This is a genomic window from Streptomyces graminofaciens (assembly GCF_030294945.1).
GTDB classification, from domain to species: Bacteria; Actinomycetota; Actinomycetes; order Streptomycetales; family Streptomycetaceae; genus Streptomyces; species Streptomyces graminofaciens.
In genome coordinates, this window is the sequence record NZ_AP018448.1 from 2162624 (window position 1) to 2181562 (window position 18939).

Sequence of the window (18939 nt, forward strand, 5' to 3'; positions counted from 1 at the left end):
CTCGGGAGAATGAGGGAGGAACGGCACTCAATGGAAGGGGTTTGAGTCTTCAGCGCAACGCAAATTCGATGCGCGACCACAGAACGGGCCGACCTCAAAATCTAATCTGGCTGATCATCTCGGCAATTCCAGTGACGAAACGACTGATACTCGAGGCCATCGACGTACTCGCCAGGAAGAATCCGAACAGACTGCACACGATGGCGTGCGCTGCATTCAGTCCACTCTTCCTGACGAAAATGAATACGAGAATGCCCAGGAGCACGACGGCGGAGATGCTAATGGCCACCGCACACCGTCCAGTGGCAGGGCGTTCCTGCCAGGCAAGGCTCATGAGGTCGACCGTGGGGGGACAGCAGAGGGCTCGAGGACAGCGCTGTTCGTGTGGCGGAGGACAACGTGGACTCCGAGGGATCAACGACAGGTTCACGTTCCCCGTAGCGCGATGAGCATCAGGTAGACCAAACGATCACGCTCTTGGTCGGTTCGTCTCTACATCGCGCTGCGGGACCCCCACACTGGCGGCAAAACGTCCCGCGTACACATTCCCAGGGTGATATCACTTGCGTGATCGCGGCTCTACCAGGGGTAATTGGGGCTGCAGTCGCTCACCACGGGGAGGCATGACGTGCGTCAGCAGTCGCTGCGAAACTGCGACCGTTGCGGCGGCCAGCTGAGCAGCTACAACACCGACACCTTCTGCTTCGCATGCGCTCGCTATCGGGTCCTAGAACAACACACCCCTCTTGTGCCGGAATACGTTTGGTTCGACCCAGACGTCCGCAACGCGCTCGCCGCATGGGACTTCGGCCAAGCCAGCCGCCTCGTCCGCGAGAAGGCCGGCCTCCGGCAAGACGACATGGCCCAACTCACCGGCCTGAGCCAGGCGTTCCTGTCCATGCTGGAGGCAGGCGGCCGCCGCCTCACCAACATCGACAAAATCGTCGAGTTCCTGACGGGCCTGGACGTGCCTCCTGAACTCGTCCCACTCCCCCTTCCTCGGACCACAGCCCAAGCGTCGCAACCGTCCCCGCCCCAGTTCGCTGGTGACGCTGATCCGATCCTGCCCTGGACCACGGCCCGTATGGTGGCAGCACTGGAGACTGCGGTAGGAGGTAGCGCGATGGACCGTCGACGATTCCTCACCGCGAGCGGCATAGCGCTCACGGCCTTCGTGAATCAGTGGGACGCAGCCGAAGCCGAACCTCTTTACCGCGCGGCCGGGGGAAGCCGTCTCTCTCCCAGTCTGCTCAACGGACTCCAACGGACCACGGACAGCCTGCGGACCATGGACGCGAGCGATGGCAGTGGCACCCTCACCGCGCTGGGCGATAAGCACCTTCAGTTCCTCCAGCACCTCGTGGAGCAAACTTCGTACGACGAGGTGAGTGGACGGCAGCTCGCAGCGATCATCGCCGACACCGCCACCCAGGTGGGTTGGTTCGTCTTCGACTCCGGCCAACATGACCAGACGCTCGGGTACCTGTATGCCGCGCTCCGCGCAGCCAAGGCCTCGGGAGACATCCGACTCGGCGCCGGCGCCTTGTCCTACATCGCCATCCATGGCTACTCCACCGGAGCGCCGCATCACGCCGTCACAGCAGCACAACGAGCCCGGGAGAAGGTCAAGAATCTCGGCGTACCCGCCCTCGAAGCGATGCTGCTGACCCGGCAGGCCCGCGGCCACGCGAAACTCGGCGAGCGGCAAGCGGCCCTCGCCGCACTCGGACGAGCCGCCGAGCTCTGTGCTCAAGGACGCTCAGAGCACGATCCCCCGTGGCTGTACTGGATCAACGAGGGCGAGATCCAAGGACAGGCAGGCAGCTGCTATCTCGACCTCGGCGACCCCCGCAATGCCGTCGACAGCTTCACGAGGGCCCGGGAGGCACTCAACCCAGCGGACCACCGCACCAGGGGCCTGTTCCTCTCCCGCGCCGCAACCGCCCACGTCGAGCAGGGCGACATCGAGGCCGGCTGCGCCACGGCACACGAGGTCCTCGACCTCGCCGAGAAGCTTCAGTCGGCACGGTTCGACAGCCACGTCACGAGCATGATCCAACAACTCCAGCCCGTCGCCCACAGCCCGTACGCTCAGGACGTACTGGAGCGACGCGCCGCTGTGACGGCAGCAGGGAGCCGAACTTGACCGACGCCAGGCAGATCCTCGTTCTGTGGGACATCGACCGCACTCTGCTGTACGTCGGTGACATCGACCGGCAGGTGTACCGGGAGACCTTCGCCGAGATCGTCGGCCGCCCCGCGGAACGCCTTCCGGCCCGCGGCACCGGTGTCACCATGCCCCTAGCCATTCGATCCCTGCTCCTGGACAACGGCGTCCCCGAGGCAGACGTCCCCGGCCTGGTGCCGCGCATGGTGGAACTCCTGCCGCGGCGCCTCGCCGCACACACCGACGATCTGCGAGAGCAAGGCGTCCTCCTGCCTGGCGCCGTGGACGCCCTCAAAGCCGTGCACGCACTACCGGGCTGCGTTCCTACCGTCGTCACGGGAAACCTCAAGCCCAACGCGCTGCTGAAGCTCGAAGCCTTCCACCTCGACGAGTTCCTTGACACGGAAATCGGCGGATACTCCTCGGACGACGACCACCGCCCGGCTCTCGTCTCCGTCGCACAGGAGCGAGCCCAGGCCAAGTACGGAACCACCGCCTTCAGCCACTCCAACACGGTCATCATCGGAGATTCCCTCGAAGACGTCCGTACTGGGCTTGAGGGTGGCGCTCCTGTGATTGGAGTCGCGTCCGGCAAGACCACCGCCGACGAACTCTCCACAGCCGGAGCCGACGTGGTCCTCGACAGTCTCGAAAACGTCCCACGGCTCCTGGACGCGATCGCCAGAACGGCCCTCGGCCGCGCCTGATCGCGGCTGCCCGCCAGCGCGCCTCAACTGCCCCTATTACATGAGTGATACCGGCATGCGCGCACCCCGCCTACGCTGTCGGGCGCAGACGAGAAACAGGGGTGCGATGCCAAGGCACGCTCGCGCATGCGCTGACTGCGGATGCCGCTTAAGCCAGTACAACGATGAGGACCGGTGTTCCGCGTGCGCACGCGGCAGGCGTCTCGACACCCGCCTTCAGCCCCGCGTTCCAGACGCCGTCTGGCAGCATCCGGAAGTCCAGTCTGCCATCGCTGCCTGGGACTTCGGGCGGGCAAGCCGTCTCATCCGCGAGCGGGCAAAGCTCCGCCAGGGCGACATGGCCCACATGACGGGGCTCAGCCAGGGTTTCCTGTCCATGCTCGAAGCAGGAGACCGCCGGCTGACGAACCTCGACAAGGTCGCGAGGTTCCTCAACGGCATCGAGACACCCGACGCCTTGCTCCCCCCACCATTCCGTGAGCAGCACGCAGCCCTTACGCCACTGCCGTTGCCGCACGCGGGAACACCCGCCGTCGATCTCCAGCTCGCAACCGGCGAGCAGGTAACAGACCTCCACGAGCTCGCGACACAAGCTGCGGCCCAGTCACTGCAGTTCGCGGAAGTGACCACGAAGAGCAACGTGAGCGACGTCGAGCTTGAGGGGCTGGAATCCAGGATCACCCGGATCGCGACGGACTACGTCCATGCTCCGCTGTACCCCCTCTTCCACGACCTGCTGACGACGAGAGACCAACTCTTCTCGCTGCTGAGCGGCCACCAACCCCCGCGCCAAACCCGCGAGCTGTACCTCCTCGCCGGCACGAGTTGCCTGCTCCTCGCCCACGCGTCACAGAATCTCGGCGACCAGGACTCCGCTGTCGCCCAACTCCAGACGGCCGGGACCCTCGCCGAGCATGCCGACCACGACGATCTCCGGGCGTGGGTCAAGGGCACAGCGGCGCTGATCGCAGAGTGGTCGACACACCGGCACACCGCCCTCGAGTACACACAGCAGGCGATCCGGTTCGCCCACGTCGGCGAGACCCGGGTCAGAACCGCGGCGATCGGGGCCAGGGCCGCGGCACGCGTCGGAGACCGGAACACGGCCCTGGCAGCGCTCAAGGAACTTGAGCATGCCCGCGAGCAGCAGACAGACCCCAACGGACTCACCAGATTCGGGGGGTTGCTCACTTTCCCGGAAGCCAAGCAGGAGTACTACATCGGCGGAACGTACGCTCTCCTCGGCGAACACGAGAGGGCCGAGCAGCACGCTGCCGCCGCGATCGATCTTTACGAGACGGGCCCGAAGGAACAGCGGTCGTACGGTGACGAAGCACTGGCACGCCTCGACATCGTCACAGCGCGCATCACCGCCGGGGAGATCGAGGGAGCCGGCGAGCAACTCCAGCCCATCCTGGAGCTGCCGGTCGACCGCCGTATCCGACAGCTCGGCGACGCCGTGCAGGGAGTAGCTAGGCTTCTTGAAGAACCACGGTTCGCCCGGAGCCGGGTTGGTCGCGAGCTCGCCGACGCCACTCGCGGCTATCAGGTGATCGACACGAGAGCGAAGGCCCTCACCTCATGACAATGACGGTCTCTCCTGAGTCCGCCGCCCGCAAGGCCTGCCAGGCGTCAGGTCTGACAGACCGCTCCCTCGTCTCGCTTCACCACCACGCCACTTCCGTGTTCCTTCTTGCCACGGAAGGCGTTGTGGTGCGCGTCAGTCCCGCCTCACAGCAGCAACGCCTCGCGACCGCTGTCTCCCTGACGCGCTGGCTCGTCGCGAACGACTTCCCGGCGACAGAGCCTGTGGATGTACCCCAGCCTGTGGCATACGGCCCATATGTCGTCACGTTCTGGTGTCACTACCCGCAACCTGAACACGGCGCACCTCCGCCCGGGCGGTTGGGCGATCTGCTGAGAACGCTGCATTCCCTACCGTCACCGCCGGTGTCACTGCCGCGGCACCAACCGCTTGCCTCACTCAAGACCACCGTGGAAGCCAGTACCTACCTGGCGTCGAACGAACGGGCGTGGCTCATGGAGCGCAGGCAGGAACTCCTCCACGCATACGAACAGCTGGATTTTCCCTTGGGGCACGGGCACATCCACGGCGACGCATATCCGGGCAACACGCTCTGGGATGGCGAGGACGTCAGGCTCGGAGACTGGGACGAGGCGGCATTCGGCCCGCGAGAGATCGACTTGGCCAATACGTTCCAAGGAGTCCGCTTCGGGCGAAGCGTCGGACAACTGGATGATTTCAGCGAACGGTACGGCTACGACATCCGGCACTGGTCGGGTCTATCGGTTCTCTGTGAAATCCGAGACCTTCACACACTCGGGTCCTTCATTCGACGTGCGGATCAAGGAGATACTGCTGCTGCCCAGCAGTTGTCGTATCGCATAGAGACGCTCAGAAACATGGATGCCCAAGCTCAATGGGGTGCCGCCTGAAAGAGCACAGAACCCTCGAAGGTCAGGCACCAATTCACGGCGCATTCATCGTGGCCGCCATACCGACGATCTCGCGTGCGCAGCCCCACGACAGCGTGACGCCGCTTCCGCCGTGTCCGTAGTTGTGAAGCACGGTGATCCTTGTTCCGTGGTTCTCTGCCTCGACGCGCACTGCAGGACGAGTCGGCCTGGCCCCCACTCGGTGGGCGATGACGGGTGCTTTCGCCAGTTCCGGCCTGATCGAAGCACAACGGTCCACAATGGCTCGAGCAGCTTCGGGATCGTCCTGAAGACCCGCCTCACCGTCGAGCGCGGTTCCGCCAAGTACCACTATGTCGCCGTGCGGGTAGATGCAGAGGAGATCGGAAGACAGACCCGTGTCTTCGGAGAAGAACTCCGTGATGCCGGGGTTCTCCACGACCACGTGCTGACCCCGGATCGGTCGGACATCGAGGTCTCCAGCGAGATCCCCGCCTCGCAGACCGGCACAGTTAACGATCACGGAAGCATCTTCGACTTCGTCCAGTGAACAGACCGTCGCGTGCTGCACCGTCCCTCCTGCCCTCCTGAAGCGGCGGAGCAGGTACTCCAGGTAAACCGGCATATCGATGAGAGGCACTGTGAACCGGTAGCCGCTTGCGAAACCGGTGGGCAACTCGTCCGATTCGCACATGCGGAAGTCGGGCAGCATCGTGCTCCACTCAGGCGCCGGCGTAGAATTGCGAGCCGCCTCGATCCCGCTGACCATGCGCACGCCGGTCGTGGGGTCGCCTGCGAGGCTTCGGAATTCGCTGAGGGAGGTGAGACTCCACTCGCGTACTCGTGCCCACGGTTCGACCAGGTACGGCCCCCACATCGCCCCAGCAGCGAGGGACGTAGGGCCGGGGACCTCCGCCGCCATCAGGCGTACGGACAACCCGGCTTCGAGGAGGGCAACACCTGTGGTCAGGCCAGAGGCGCCCCCACCGACAACAGCAATTCTCGCGCCCACAGACATAGATCGACCGTAGCCTGCCGCCAGGTGCGGACCCATCTGAGGCGGGGTGGACCGACACTCAGGCCCGCTCCGCCTCTTCCGGTACGAGTCGGCTCGTGAAGCCGTCGCTACACAACCGTTCGAAAGCCGCCGCCACGTCGTCGGGAATCTCCTGCTCGATCATGAACCCTTGTTGCGGGTACACCATGAGCCGCTGCTGGGCCCCCACCAGCATGTCGATGACCAGACGGGCATCCTGGATCGAATCGACGTACTCGGAGAGCGCCATGGGCGTGGAGGCGCTCACCCACTCGACATCCGGCCAGAGCTTTCGCGCCGTCGCGTAGGCCCGTCGCTCCTCGTACGGCTTGCTGACCAGCAGGACTGACGAGACGGGAACACGCTGTGCTTCGAGCAGAGCGCGGGAGAAACGGATGTTCTGGCCCGTGTTCCGGGCCTTCGGCTCGACGATGATGGCGCTCTCAGGCACCCCGAGCGCCACCGCACGGTCCCGATAGTGTTCGGCCTCACCTCGGGGCATCCGCTCACGCGTCGTACGGCTGGTCGCTCCGGTGAAGACGATGAGCGGCGCCATGCCACGGTGGTAGAGGTCTGCGGTGGTGTCGGCCACTCCGAGGTCATGGCTGCCGAGTCCGATCGCCACGGAGCAAGGTCGCAGCTCGTGACCCATCTGCTGGAAGTCCCACAGCCGCCGGGCATCCGCCCATGCCTGCGTTGAGATCACTTGCTCTCGCCCTCCATGTTCGCCGAGGACCTGCACCCCGCCGTTGCCCTCCGATGGGATCAGCCTACGTTCCAGATCACACGCGCCGTCAGATGATGGTTCTCCTGTTCCCGCGCGCTCACGCCGTGTGAAACTCGATCGAGCAGGCTGAGGGGAGCACGCCAATGCGGGGAATGACCGACCATCTTCCGTTCGGCAAGCGAGTCCGGTTTTACCGGAAACGCCGAGGTCTGAGCCAAAGGCAGCTCGGCGATCTTCTGGGACGCTCTGAGGACTGGGTGTACCGGATCGAGTCCGAACGCATACCGGTGAATAACGTGAAGATGCTCGCGGACCTGGCACACGCTCTGCGAGTGCACGTTGAGGACCTTCAGGGCACGCCGACGCTCTTGGACGACCGCGGTCGTCACGCGGCCAGCATCCCGGCGATTCGCACCGCGCTCATGCAGTCGCGACGGCTGGCGGGCTCGCTGTACGACGGCCGTGAAACCGTGCGCCTCGAACGTCTCTCGTTCGCAGTCGACGAAGCCTGGCGGCTCTTTCAGGATTGCCAGTTCGCGCGCCTTGGAGAGTGCTTGCCCGGGCTACTCGCGGACGCCCGGCTGGCAACACAGGAGCGCACGGCTGGCGCCGAACACGTCGAAGCACTCCGATTGTTCGCACTGACCTGCCACGTGGCAGCGGTTCTTCTACGAAAGGTGGGTGAGACCAACCTGGCCTGGACCGCTGTAGACCAAGGCGACATGGCGGCCGCAGAGTCCGAAGACCCCGCCACAATGCTCGCTCTGCGCCGAGGGGTCGCGCATGTTCAACTCGGCGCCGGCATGCCGGCAGAGGCGGTGAACGTCACCCTCGACGCGGCAGACGACCTCGAACCCGGTTGGTGGCGCTCCACACCGGCTTCTCTCTCCCTGTACGGGACCCTGTTCCTCAACGGAGCCGTCGCAGCAGCCCGGATGCGGAACCGGGCGCTGGCAGATCACATGATGGGTAAAGCCCAAGAAGCAGCGCACCTGCTCGGCGGCGACTCCAACGCGATGTGGACCTCCTTCGGGCCCGGCAACGTAGAGATCCACCGGCTGGCGCTCGCCCTGGAATTCGAGGACGTCCAACTGGCCGTGGACGTAGCGCCGAGAGTCAGAGCGGCAGGACTGCCGGTAGAACGACGGGGGCGGGCGCGACTGGATGTTGCTCGTGCCTATGCTGAGGCAGGGCGGACAGATGAGGCGATAGACCATCTCAAGCGCGCCTACCGAACCGCTCCCGAGCAGATCAAGGCACACGAGTTCGCTCGGGACCTAGCTCGTCGGCTCCACAAGCGATCCCGCCGTCAGGATGTCCAGGACCTGGCCATGCGGCTCGGCGCCATCAGGTAGCGGCGCTATAGAAGAGGTTCGTTGGCAGACCCGGAAAATTCCTCCGGGTCCGCCTCCCCATCGGCTCCTACGGTCGTTGCGACCAAGCCACTTGTACGGGGAGGCATCGGAGTGCCTGTGATCTATCGGCCGGATGATGGCGTCGGTCCCAAGAGCAGCAGTGCGGTGGTGCTCCGCTGGAGTCGCCATCCGCGCTGCGTCGGCCTTGCGCGTCGCGAACTCCGTAAAGTGCTTGGCGGTTGGGGCCTCTCAAGTATTGAGGACTCAGCTGTCCTCGTTCTCTCGGAGATCTTAACCGACGCGATACGTCACGGTAATGTGCACCCGGGCGCAGAGATCGAGACACGGTATCTGCGAGTACGAAGTGGCCTGCGAATCGAGGTGTCGGACACAGTCCACGAATTCCGCCAGTTGACGGAAAGTTCCTCGGAGCCAGACAGAGATCCCCGGCTAAGGCTCATAGACGCACTGGCCGACCGGTGGAAGATGAACGACTCCTTCAGTATCAGCATATCGGCGTGGGCAGAGCTCGACTTCCCGTCACAGACTGGCGCCCCCGATGTCGAATGATGCCGGCCATCGTTTTCCGCTCGCCTTAGCAGTTGACGAGGACACCCACAGGATCCCGATACGCACAGGCGCAACGACGGTCGAGACGAGGGGCCAGGAGAGCAGCCCTTCGCCTTCATCCGCCACGGACACCGCTGAGCGGCATGGGCGCCTGTGTCGATGGTGTCGACGACCTCTGAGCCGATACAACAACGAACCGTACTGCGGCGCTTGTTCGCGACACGTATCAGCTACCCCTTCGCCACCGCCCCAGGTGGTACCAGAGGTTTGGAAGCGAGTGGACGTCCGGGAAGCTCTCTGGGCCCGTGATTTTGGCCGAGTGTGTCACCTTGTGCGAATCGGCAGCTCACTACGCCAGAGTGACATGGCGGAGCTCACGGGTCTGAGTCAAGCCTTCCTGTCCATGCTGGAGTCAGGGGTACGAAGACTTACCAACATCGACAAGATCGTCGAACTACTTGCAGGACTCAATACTCCGGCGGAACTCACCGGTCCCATGCTCCAACCGTCGGCAGTGGAAGGCCGACCGTGCGGCCCATAACTCACAGGGAAGAAAGCGGAATGGCCAGCGTGACGCTCGGCCGGGTAGACCACTCCCAGCAACATCGAGATGATGCTGTTCACGCAGAAGGAAAGAAGGGCTTTTAGGTCACTTATGTGGCCACGCCCGTCGGAAGGTGGCGCAGTTGACTATTTCGCCCGGTACCCGAGGTTTCAAAAGAGATCGGCGAAGATAGTCGATAAGCCCGTCTGTCAGTTGGCACCGTCTTACGGCTCGCCGAGCCAGGCATCGGTACCTTGCAAACCCCGTGTGAGGGACCTGGTCGGGCGCCCCGGACGACTGGATAGAGCGCGGGGAGTGCGTGTCAGCGGCGAAGGATTGCAACTTAGCGTACTCACGTGATCCCGCGAATATCACCGCCGTGATATCACCCCTGAGATGTGCTCGCCCCACAAATCCGGAGCACCCTCGTCAAGGGCCCGAACTCCAGGCCCGCACAGCACTACGTCAGATCCGAATGCGCCGCGCCAGCGACAGGAGATGAGTGCCATGCCGACACCACGACGAAACAAGAACGATCACCTGCTCTACGCCGACGTCGTCGATTCCAAGCAGAAGGCCGGAGTCTGGATGGGCGAGCGTGACGCCTTCCAGGCCAAGCAGGCCGAGATCCTGGAAGCGGTGAAGGATCAGGCGGACTGGGTCCCGGTCGAGAACGCCATCATGGTGGTCACCACCGACCCCGCCGGCATCACGGTCATCGCCCCGAACCCGACGCTCCCTGGCGTGATCGTCCTCGCCGACGGCGGCTCACCGGAGGCCTCAGCGCAGCTGCAGGCCGCCGGCGAGGAGCTCGTCCGCAAGGTGATGGCCGAGCGCGGCATCCTCGAAGAGGAAGCCGCGTAACACAGGTGGTCACCTCACAGCTCCTGTGGGGGAAGTACATCCAGTACGTCCGGGACGGCGAGGGCGCCCTCCTCGACCCGGTCACGCTGGACAGCGTGTACCTCGACCGCGGGGAGGTCACCGACCTCTCCGCGGTTCCCCCGACCGCGACCCACAAAGCTCTCGCCGAGCTCGGCTTCACGCAGGACAGCCCTCGCGCTGATCAGCGTGAAGCACTCCGCAACCGGCTCCACCAACTCGACCTGGATCCCGTCCCCGTACGGATCAGCGGCCTGCGCGTCGTCCTCACCGACGCCTGCAACATGAAGTGCAGCTACTGCTTCGTCGAAACCAACACCGGCAAGCCGGACATGACCGAGCAAGAAATCTCCGACGGCCTGACCTACCTCTTCGAGACGAACGCCGGCCACGACGAGGTGGCCATCCAGTGGTTCGGTGGCGAACCGACGACCCGGTTCGACCTGATGCAGTACGGGGACACCCTCGCGGACTCCCTCGCCGCGCAGTACGACGTCAAGCAGGTCCGCCGAACGGTCGTCACCAACGGGGCCCGCATCACCGACGCCATGATCGACCACTTCGCCCGCTACGAGTACGGCGTCGGAATCTCCATCGACGGACCGCCCGCCATCAACTCCGAGAACCGCCGGCTCCTGGGCGGGCAGGCGGCCGACGACCGGATCCGACGCAACGTCCGCAGGCTCCTCGACGCAGGCGCCATCCACGTGGGATGCAACCTCACCCCCACAACCGCGAACATCGGCCGCCTCGCCGAAACCGTCAGCTGGATCATCGACGACCTCGGGTTGAAGTTCATCTACGCCAACACCCCGATACCCACCAGCGGACGCTGGACGGTCGAGGGCAGGGAGCTGGCCAAGGAGCTGTACCAAGCACGCCTCGTCGCCCTCGGGCGCGGCGGGATGATGTTCTCCGTCCTCGACCGGGCATTCCAGGCCCTCGACCGGCGCCGCCCCATGCTCTTCGACCACATCCAGAGCGACCGGACCCTGAACGTCGCCCTACTACCCGGCAACCGGGTCAGCCTCTGCGACATCAACTTCACCGCACCCACCTTCCTTCACACGCTCGACGAGTTGCGAGCGGACCCGAACCTGCTGGGCGGCATCGCGAAGAACGTCGCCCCGATCCCCGAATGCGGTCAGTGCCCTGCCCTCGCGATCTGCGGGGGGCCCTCACGCAACGAACAACTCCTCATCCGCGGAGACCGGCCGGACCCGCAGATGTGCGACTTCTACGCGAGCACCGTGGAGATCGCCGTATGGGACAGCACGGGGGTGCAGTGAACACCGTTACCCAGCCCGAGCGCCCGCCCGCGTTAACCCGGCAGCGGTTCCGCTCCGCACTCATCAGCACCGCTGGCCACTGCAAGATCGCCTGCGGATTCTGCTTCCGAGCCGACCGGGCCCACGGCTTCCTCGACATCGCCACCTACACCCGGGCACTGTCCCGGCTGAGGGAGACCGGCGTCGAGGCGATCTGCCTGACCGGCGGCGAACCCGCTCACCACCCCCAACTCCGCCAGCTCGTACGGCTCGCCCACCAGTTCGGGATTCCCGTGTCGACAGTCACCTCGGCCCGAGACCCCGACGACGTCGACCGGTTGGCCGACATCGCGCGCCTGCTCGCGAACGTCACCGTGTCCGCCGACTCGGCCGGTGCCATGGCACTCGGGCGCACCACCCGGTCCGTGGCGTCGGCAATCACGACCCTCGAGCAGGTCCCCCCGGCAGAGAGAGTTCTCCACCTCACGTACTGGAAACTCACAGCCCAGGAGTGCCACGACGTCTACGAGCGCATCCACAAGTCAGGAGTCCAGATCCAGCTCAGCCCGGTGGCACTCGACGACACGGCACGACAGCGCGCCGGCTTCACCTTCTACAACTACCTGGCCCAGCAGCGCGAGGACGCCGACCTTCTCGGACGCTACTTCCAGCTCACCCCGCGGTTCCAGGAGTACCTCACCGCGCTGCGAGCCATGCACCTGTACCCCGAGCGACGGCCATCCTGCGCGTCCGCGACGCTGTACGTGTCCGCAAGCGGCGAGATCCGCCGCTGCCCCTACGGCAAAACGGGGGTGAGCGTCCGCGCGCCCCGCGCGGAGATCAGTCGCTTTCTCCAGGCCGAACCGCAGGACCGGACCACCCCAGAGTGCGCGGCCATCTGCCGCGCCGACGACACCCCGTGAGTGGACGATGACGACCCCAGTCACCACACCAGAAGAGTTCATCGAACAGTGGCGGATCCCTCCCAACAGGCGCGTCAGTAACATCCTCACCCCCACCGGCTTCAGCTTTCCGCCCGCCCTTCACGTCCTCGACGCCGTCCGGCGGGACGAGGAAGTGCGCTTCACCATCCTCGGAGACGAGGACTGGTCCGTACGCATGGACCGTACGTCGGCCTTCCGCACAGCCCCGGTCGAAGAAGTGGCCACGTGGACGTTCCGCCTCGTCCACTTCAACCTCACCCGCTTCTACGACGGACTCCTCAGCGGATTCCAAGAGCAGGTCATGGTCCCCTGGCGAACCCGGCTGTCGAGCTGGGGGTTCACGTGGCAACGGTGCGCGCCCCTGCTGTTCATCTCCACGGGCGGTGCCTCATCGACGTATCACAACGACAACTCGCACGGGCTCGTGTGGCAGGTCGAGGGCACGAAGACCTTCCACAGCTACAGGAACCCCGACAAGCACCTCACGGCCGAGGCCGCTGTGGTGGGCGAGACCACCGCAGAGGATCCGCCCGAACACGACCCGGCTGACCGCGAGTCCTTACGGATGGGGCCCGGTGACCGACTGTGGAGCCACGCCCTGACCCCGCACTGGGTGACCACCGATTCCTCGCTCGCGATGAGCGTCACCCTCTCCCACGGCGGCCTGTGCCACCAAGGCCGCTTCGCCGAACGTGAATTGGCACTCCGCGCCTACTGGGACCAGCACCCCGACGAGGCGTGGAAGCTCGATCTGCGACACGTTCGCTACTGACCAGGCCGGGGCCGCTGCACCCTCCAAAGGGTGCAGCGGCCCCGGCTCTTGGCGTGACTACGGGGTGAGCCGGTTCGGGCCACGGAACAGGAACGTGGCCTCCCGAATCGAGTCGAGGCCGAGCATCACCATCAGGACCCGCCCGAGCCCCATGCCCAGACCGCCGTGCGGCGGGCATCCGTACCGGAAGGCGTTCAGGTAGTCCTGCATCGGCTCGGTGCTCATCCCCTTCTCCGCAGCCTGTTTCAAGAGCACGTCGTAGCGGTGCTCACGCTGCGCACCGGTGGTGACCTCCAGCCCCTTCCACAGCAGGTCGAAGCTGAGCGTCACACCCGGGTCGTCCGTCGGCCGCATGTGGTAGAAGGGCCGGATGCTCGTCGGATAGTGGGTGACGAACACCCACTCATGCCCTGTCTGTTCCTTGATGTACGAGGCGATCCCACGCTCGCCCTCTGGGTCCAGGTCCTCTTTCACGCCGACCGGGTCCCATCCCTTGGCCCGCAGGACCTCCTGCGTCTCGGCCATCGTGAGCCGCGGGAACGGCGTCGTCGGTACCGTCACTTCGACACCGAACGTCTCCTGGATCGCCTCACCGTGTGCGTCGGCGACCTTGGCGATGGCATGTGCGAGCATCTGCTCCTCGAACGCCATCACGTCCTCGACTCCGTCGATCCACGCCAACTCCACGTCCACACCAGTGAATTCGGTGGCATGCCGGGAGGTGAACGACGGCTCAGCGCGGAAGACGGGCCCGATCTCGAAGACCTTGTCGACACCCGCCGAGATCGCCATCTGCTTGAAGAACTGCGGCGACTGAGCCAGGTAGGCGGAGCGGTCGAAGTAGCCGAGCTTGAACACCTCAGCGCCTGACTCCGAGGCGGTGCCCATCAGCTTCGGGGTGTGCATCTCCGTGCACCCCTGCCCGTACGCGTACTCCCGCATCCCTTGCTCGAGTGTGGTCTGCACAGCGAACAGCAGCTGCGCCTGGGGCCGGCGCCGCACGTCGAGGAACCGCCAGTCCAGGCGGTGTTCGAGTCCGGTCTGCTCGTCGATGGGTAGCGGAGTCTCTGCCCGGTTCAGTACCTCGACCGATTCCGGGATGATCTCCAGGCCACCGAGCTTCACGATCGGATTGTCGACCACGCGACCGGTGATCCGGACTGCGGACTCCGGCGTCAGCCCCTCCAGCGCGGTCTCAACCTCGTCGCCTTCGCCGCCGCGTTTGTGAGTGACCTGCACCATGCCGGTGTGGTCACGTACGACGACGAACTGCATCTTGCGCTGCAGGCGGAGCGTGTTCACCCAGCCCGACACAGAAACGGTCTGCCCGACATGTTCTCGCAGGCCAGACACCAGTACACGGCTAGTCATGTGGATCATCGCAGCCCTCCAAAGGGCGTCGTCATGATCCCTTGGGGGCGCGGACGAGAAGGGTACTCGCGGTGCCACCGCGCCTTTACCGCAGCTCAGAGAGCCACGGCCTCATTCATGCCCGATGACGGGGGCCGGCCGGCGGGGCATTGGGCCTTCAACGAGGCCGTTCCTCCCCGCGCTCAGGAGGGTCTTCACTTTGGGACGCAAGACCGCCTTCCCAGCTACCGGCGGCTCTCTCTCCTCGCGTGATCCCGCGGCTACTCGTCTCCTTCAACGCGTTGCTGTTGAGCATAGCGGGGCGGGCAGGGATGCGACAGCAAGATCGCGTCAACGAGCGGCCTGTCGGAGCAGCGTGCGGCCGTAATGACGGTCAACCGCCATCCAGATCTTCAGAGTCCCCTGCCCCAAGCCCTCGTCACGTATCAGATCCGGACGCCCTCAACGAGATACCCGGCAGGCCACGCTCTCTCTCCGCAGAGCCCGACTGCGCGAGAGGATTCACCTCCCTTTCACCACCGTATTTCTTGGGTGATATCACGGCGGTGATTTTTGGTCGACGCGATCGTGTTTTACGCTGCTTTGGCCAGGTCCTCGCATCGATTTGGCCCACCCAAAAAATAGAAGAATTTTCGTCGCCTGCTTTCGCGATAGAGAGTCCATGCATTCACGAGCAATCGACGCACGTGAACACCAGTCACGAGCTATCGTCCCGTTTCCCACCGACCCTGCACGAGTAACTCCTGGAAAGGAACTCCTTCGATGGAAGGAATATCCACGCCCGGAATTTCGGTCGAGGTCGTCTCAACTCTGCCATCGAAAGCACCCGACCGCAGCATCAAGCACGTCTTCAAAACGTCAGACATGGCTACCTTCGAAGCCGTGCAACTCTGGGAGGGAGAGCACCAAGCCTATTCGGTGTGCATGTCGGCCCAGGCGGGTTGCAGGTATGGCTGCGCGCATTGCGCCACCACCTTCGCGCGGACTCCTTTTGTTCGAAATCTGCACGCGGAAGAGATTACCTCTGCAGTAGGACAGCTGGAGCAACAGGTAGGTACCCAGCAAGGCCCCCTCATCTGGGTCGACTTCGCCGGAGTCGGTGACGCTGCCGCCAACTGGAACCACGTCACCACCGCCGCGAAAACGATCGTCGACCAGGGAATGGCTCGGCAGGTGAAGGTAACCAGCATCGCCCCGCAGGCTTGGGTGCGAAATCTCCTGAAGCCCAAGGCCTGGCTCCCGGATCGCCTCATGTTCTCGCTGCACGGCGCCAACGCCGCTCAGCGCAGGGTGGTCATCCCCCGCGCGGACGATCCTTCAACCGTCTTGCCGCTGTGGGCAGCTGTTGCTGAACTGCGCCCGGTGGTGCTGAACTACGTTCTCTGCGAGCACAACACACGGCCCGATGACGAAGCGGCGCTGACCGAGCTGCTCGCTCCCTACGCCGGAGGCTTTCTCATACTGAGGCTCTCCAGCTTCAATCCCGTGCACGGCAGCCCGCTGCTCCCAAGCTCGAGGGAAGAGGAATTCATCGCCGCACTCTCCAGAGATTTGACCGGTTGGACGGTGTCCCACCACCTGTCTGCCGGCAGGGAGACGGCCGCTGCCTGCGGGCAGCTTCGGGCAGAGATCCTGGATCTCGCTCCGCCGACCAAACGCCCAGGGCTCTGACGACGACGCACGAGCACCTGGGCGAACTCTCCCAGTAGCCACACCCAGGCCTGCCGTAGCCGGCCCTGGTGAAGAGCTGCCCTGCCCTCCGGCCTCCCCGTAGCCGGAGGGCAGGGCTTCACCACGACCTGCGTCAGGATGCTTCTGGCTCAACGATGCGGGACGGCGCTGCCAGGAAACCGCCCAGGATCCACTCCCGCAGAACCTCGGGCACCGCCACGGTGCCGTCGGCCTCTTGACGTTGCTCAAGGAGCCCAGGCACGAGACGGTTCGTGGCCAGGCCGTAGGCATTCAGGGTGTGAACGAACGCCTACCGACTCGACCGGGGCCGGTAGCAGATGCTGCCGCGCCGGGCCTGGTAGTCGCCGGCGTTCGACACCGGGCTGGCCTCGGCATACATCCCGATGCTGGGCAATCACACCTCTGGAGGCCAGCGTGTAGAAGACCGGCCGCCGACCCTCCACACGCTTCGCCGTCGCCTTGTGAGGCCGAGACGGCATGGTGAATCTCGCTGGCGGCCACGTGGCCGTTGGCCTCACGCTTGCGGAATGCCGATCGTCATCACCCCGAGGCCGCCGTACCACTCCACTGCCGTACGCCCCCAGTGGAACGACCTGCCCCAGCGTGTCCGCGAACTCATCGCCCGACGACTCGGGGGCAGCGTGGCCGCCCGACCGAGTGCCGGAAGCGGCTTCACCCAAGGCTTCGCCAGCGTGATCACCGGAACGGGCGGCACCCAGTTCGTCAAAGCCGTCAACAGCGCAGACTTTGCACACATCGCCGACTGCTACCGGCGAGAAGCCGAGGTCAACCAGGCCCTGCCCCAGGCGGTACCAGCGCCTCAACACCGATGGAGTGAGGAACTGGATGGATGGGTGATCCTCGGGTTCGACGCCATCGAAAGCGGCCGTATGCCCAGCTCGCCGTGGAGGACCGAAGAGCTCTCAGCCAGCCTCGACGCATACGCGACCGCAGCCGAGGCACTGTCCACGCCACCCGCTGCATTCCAGCAGGTCGGTCTGAAACCACTCGGCGAAGATGGTGACTTCGACGACTGGCGGCTGCTCGCCGCCGGCGCCACAAGCGCCGCGGTCCTCCCCACATGGGTCCCGACAGGCCGACTGGCCCCCCTGGCCGAGCTGGAATCCCAGTGGCGGCAAGCCGTCGCTGGCGACGCAGTCCTCCACCACGACCTCCGCCAGGACAACATCCTCGTCGACGCCAATGGCAGTGCGTGGATCTGCGACTGGAACTGGCCTTGCCTTGGAGCTAGTTGGTTCGACCTCGTACTCCTCCTGGCCACAGCACACGCTGATGGCCACGACGCCACCACTGTGTTCAGGAATCACCCCACAGCTCGCGGAGTCGACAACGGTCAACTCGATGCCGCTCTGGCCGCGCTCTCGGGCTTCTTCCTGGTCTCCGGTTCACAGCCCCCAGCCGATTGGTCGCCGTACCTGCGTCAGCACCAGACGTGGTGCGGAGAGGTCACGCTGCGATGGCTGGCGGCCCGGCGCAAGTGGCTGCTATGACCCAACCAACTGATCAACCTGGCACACCAATCGTCTGACGAAAGCGGGGGTCGAGTCAGCACCAGAGCCCATCCCGCTGCCGCCCATGCCGAACACGGCCGACGACGTGCTCCCGGAGGACGATTGATGGCAGCAGATGGTGCCCGATCTTGTTGAAATGGCCTCACGCGGCAACCGAATATGGGACCTGCGGCCACGTGGTTCCGCGAGTTTTGTTCCCGAAGAGGGGTTCTTCGATTCATGCCGGGTATCACGGTTGCGATGTGCACAGGGAATGGCGGGAAGTATCGTACAGCCCAAGAGCATCTTGCGCCTTGGGGTGTTGAAGTGGAACAGGTGGCTTTGGAGCTGCATGAGATCCAGACCACGTCAGTTGCGAAAATCGCGGAGCACAAGGCCCGGCAGGCTTACGCGATTCTCGGACAGCCGTTGTTCGTCGAGGATTCAGGCTTCTACATTGAGGAGTTCGCTGGTTGGCCGGGACCGATGGTGAAACAGGCTCTGGAGGCTTTCGGCCCCGCCGGATTCACCCATCTCGCGGACCTCACCGAGAAGCGGACCTGCCGTTTCGCGAGTGCCGCGGTCTACGCGGACGCCGACGGCGAGTTGCATACCTTTGCGGACGACACCCGCGAGCCGGGAACGATCGCGATGGCGCCCGATCGTGGGCACGGTTCACGATCCTGGTCCGACCTGTGGTCAATCTTCGTGCCGAAAGGAGCCACCGCGACACTGGCCGCTTTGCCGGAGGATGAGCAGAACGGTGTGTTCGCGGAGTGGGGAAAGCGCTCGGTCGTCGCAGCCCTGGGCGAGTGGCTGGCACAGCCACAGCGGCATTACTGAGGTGATATAACTTCAGGGATAGGGAGCCAGGCAGCCTGTGGTCCATGGTGGACGTCCGCCGCCTGCCGGGCTCTTACTGGATTTCCCGGTTGCTCTGCCGGGCTGCTTGGTGAA

Annotated in this window: 16 protein-coding genes; 13 read left to right on the forward strand and 3 right to left on the reverse strand. The window is 64.8% G+C overall.

The genetic code is table 11. The annotated features are described in order from the left end of the window. Window positions 1–748: 748 nt before the first annotated feature. From SGFS_RS09400 to SGFS_RS09415, 4 genes are all read left to right on the forward strand, one after another. Window positions 749–2146, forward strand: coding sequence for a helix-turn-helix domain-containing protein (locus SGFS_RS09400; protein WP_286249340.1), 1398 nt, complete (start codon window positions 749–751; stop codon window positions 2144–2146). Then, window positions 2143–2874, forward strand: coding sequence for an HAD family hydrolase (locus SGFS_RS09405; RefSeq protein ID WP_286249341.1), 732 nt, complete (start codon window positions 2143–2145; stop codon window positions 2872–2874). The genes SGFS_RS09400 and SGFS_RS09405 overlap by 4 nt, the downstream gene beginning before the upstream one ends. A gap of 106 nt (window positions 2875–2980) precedes the next feature. Further along, window positions 2981–4459 carry a helix-turn-helix domain-containing protein gene (locus tag SGFS_RS09410; RefSeq protein ID WP_286249342.1) on the forward strand — a complete coding sequence of 493 codons (1479 nt, stop codon included), beginning with the start codon at window positions 2981–2983 and terminating at the stop codon, window positions 4457–4459. Next, window positions 4456–5331 (forward strand): phosphotransferase family protein, encoded by an 876-nt coding sequence (locus SGFS_RS09415; RefSeq protein ID WP_286249343.1) that lies wholly within the window; start codon window positions 4456–4458, stop codon window positions 5329–5331. Before SGFS_RS09410 ends, SGFS_RS09415 begins: the two co-directional genes overlap by 4 nt. 34 nt (window positions 5332–5365) lie before the next feature. Here SGFS_RS09415 and SGFS_RS09420 read toward each other — a convergent pair whose 3' ends face one another. After that, the gene (locus tag SGFS_RS09420) at window positions 5366–6328 is read right to left on the reverse strand and encodes an FAD-dependent oxidoreductase (protein WP_286249344.1); all 963 of its coding nucleotides are present in this window, start codon (window positions 6326–6328) and stop codon (window positions 5366–5368) included. Window positions 6329–6386: 58 nt separating this feature from the next. Beyond that, window positions 6387–7052, reverse strand: coding sequence for a YdcF family protein (locus tag SGFS_RS09425; RefSeq protein WP_286249345.1), 666 nt, complete (start codon window positions 7050–7052; stop codon window positions 6387–6389). A 173-nt stretch (window positions 7053–7225) separates the two neighbouring features. Here SGFS_RS09425 and SGFS_RS09430 point away from each other — a divergent pair, with 173 nt between their 5' ends. The 6 genes from SGFS_RS09430 (at window position 7226) to SGFS_RS09455 (ending at window position 13408) form a co-directional block, all read left to right on the forward strand. After that, window positions 7226–8428 (forward strand): helix-turn-helix domain-containing protein, encoded by a 1203-nt coding sequence (locus SGFS_RS09430; protein WP_286249346.1) that lies wholly within the window; start codon window positions 7226–7228, stop codon window positions 8426–8428. Window positions 8429–8987: 559 nt separating this feature from the next. Further along, window positions 8988–9539, forward strand: a complete 552-nt coding sequence (locus SGFS_RS09435; protein WP_286249347.1) for a helix-turn-helix domain-containing protein — start codon at window positions 8988–8990, stop codon at window positions 9537–9539. A gap of 510 nt (window positions 9540–10049) precedes the next feature. Further along, on the forward strand, window positions 10050–10406 hold the full coding sequence (locus SGFS_RS09440; protein WP_286249348.1) for a hypothetical protein: 357 nt from the start codon (window positions 10050–10052) through the stop codon (window positions 10404–10406). Between the two features lie 5 nt (window positions 10407–10411). Then, window positions 10412–11713 carry a radical SAM protein gene (locus SGFS_RS09445; protein ID WP_286249349.1) on the forward strand — a complete coding sequence of 434 codons (1302 nt, stop codon included), beginning with the start codon at window positions 10412–10414 and terminating at the stop codon, window positions 11711–11713. Beyond that, window positions 11710–12615 carry a radical SAM protein gene (locus tag SGFS_RS09450; protein ID WP_286249350.1) on the forward strand — a complete coding sequence of 302 codons (906 nt, stop codon included), beginning with the start codon at window positions 11710–11712 and terminating at the stop codon, window positions 12613–12615. The genes SGFS_RS09445 and SGFS_RS09450 overlap by 4 nt, the downstream gene beginning before the upstream one ends. A 7-nt stretch (window positions 12616–12622) precedes the next feature. Then, window positions 12623–13408 carry a hypothetical protein gene (locus SGFS_RS09455; RefSeq protein ID WP_286249351.1) on the forward strand — a complete coding sequence of 262 codons (786 nt, stop codon included), beginning with the start codon at window positions 12623–12625 and terminating at the stop codon, window positions 13406–13408. A 57-nt stretch (window positions 13409–13465) separates the two neighbouring features. On the opposite strand, the gene aspS is transcribed toward SGFS_RS09455, so the two are convergent. After that, window positions 13466–14788 (reverse strand): aspartate--tRNA(Asn) ligase, encoded by a 1323-nt coding sequence (aspS, locus tag SGFS_RS09460; RefSeq protein ID WP_286249352.1) that lies wholly within the window; start codon window positions 14786–14788, stop codon window positions 13466–13468. A gap of 753 nt (window positions 14789–15541) precedes the next feature. On the opposite strand from aspS, the gene SGFS_RS09465 reads away from it, so the two are divergent. The 3 genes from SGFS_RS09465 to SGFS_RS09475 all read left to right on the forward strand — a co-directional run bounded on the left by SGFS_RS09465 (window position 15542) and on the right by SGFS_RS09475 (window position 18825). Continuing rightward, on the forward strand, window positions 15542–16450 hold the full coding sequence (locus SGFS_RS09465; RefSeq protein ID WP_286249353.1) for a hypothetical protein: 909 nt from the start codon (window positions 15542–15544) through the stop codon (window positions 16448–16450). A 548-nt stretch (window positions 16451–16998) separates the two neighbouring features. Then, entirely contained in the window at window positions 16999–17982 is a 984-nt protein-coding gene (locus tag SGFS_RS09470; RefSeq protein ID WP_286249354.1) for a phosphotransferase family protein, read from the forward strand. Window positions 17983–18222: 240 nt separating this feature from the next. Beyond that, window positions 18223–18825, forward strand: a complete 603-nt coding sequence (locus SGFS_RS09475) for a non-canonical purine NTP pyrophosphatase (RefSeq protein ID WP_286249355.1) — start codon at window positions 18223–18225, stop codon at window positions 18823–18825. The last annotated feature ends 114 nt before the right edge of the window (window positions 18826–18939 follow it).

Bases quoted from the DNA above. Each gene is read 5' to 3' on its own strand.
- SGFS_RS09455 (WP_286249351.1), top strand. From the start codon at position 12,623: ATGACGACCCCAGTCACCACACCAGAAGAGTTCATCGAACAGTGGCGG.
- SGFS_RS09435 (WP_286249347.1), top strand. From the start codon at position 8,988: ATGTCGAATGATGCCGGCCATCGTTTTCCGCTCGCCTTAGCAGTTGAC.
- SGFS_RS09440 (WP_286249348.1), top strand. From the start codon at position 10,050: ATGCCGACACCACGACGAAACAAGAACGATCACCTGCTCTACGCCGAC.
- SGFS_RS09420 (WP_286249344.1), bottom strand. From the start codon at position 6,328: ATGTCTGTGGGCGCGAGAATTGCTGTTGTCGGTGGGGGCGCCTCTGGC.
- SGFS_RS09415 (WP_286249343.1), top strand. From the start codon at position 4,456: ATGACAATGACGGTCTCTCCTGAGTCCGCCGCCCGCAAGGCCTGCCAG.
- aspS (WP_286249352.1), bottom strand. From the start codon at position 14,788: ATGATCCACATGACTAGCCGTGTACTGGTGTCTGGCCTGCGAGAACAT.
- SGFS_RS09430 (WP_286249346.1), top strand. From the start codon at position 7,226: ATGACCGACCATCTTCCGTTCGGCAAGCGAGTCCGGTTTTACCGGAAA.
- SGFS_RS09410 (WP_286249342.1), top strand. From the start codon at position 2,981: ATGCCAAGGCACGCTCGCGCATGCGCTGACTGCGGATGCCGCTTAAGC.
- SGFS_RS09470 (WP_286249354.1), top strand. From the start codon at position 16,999: ATGCCGATCGTCATCACCCCGAGGCCGCCGTACCACTCCACTGCCGTA.
- SGFS_RS09465 (WP_286249353.1), top strand. From the start codon at position 15,542: ATGGAAGGAATATCCACGCCCGGAATTTCGGTCGAGGTCGTCTCAACT.
- SGFS_RS09475 (WP_286249355.1), top strand. From the start codon at position 18,223: ATGCCGGGTATCACGGTTGCGATGTGCACAGGGAATGGCGGGAAGTAT.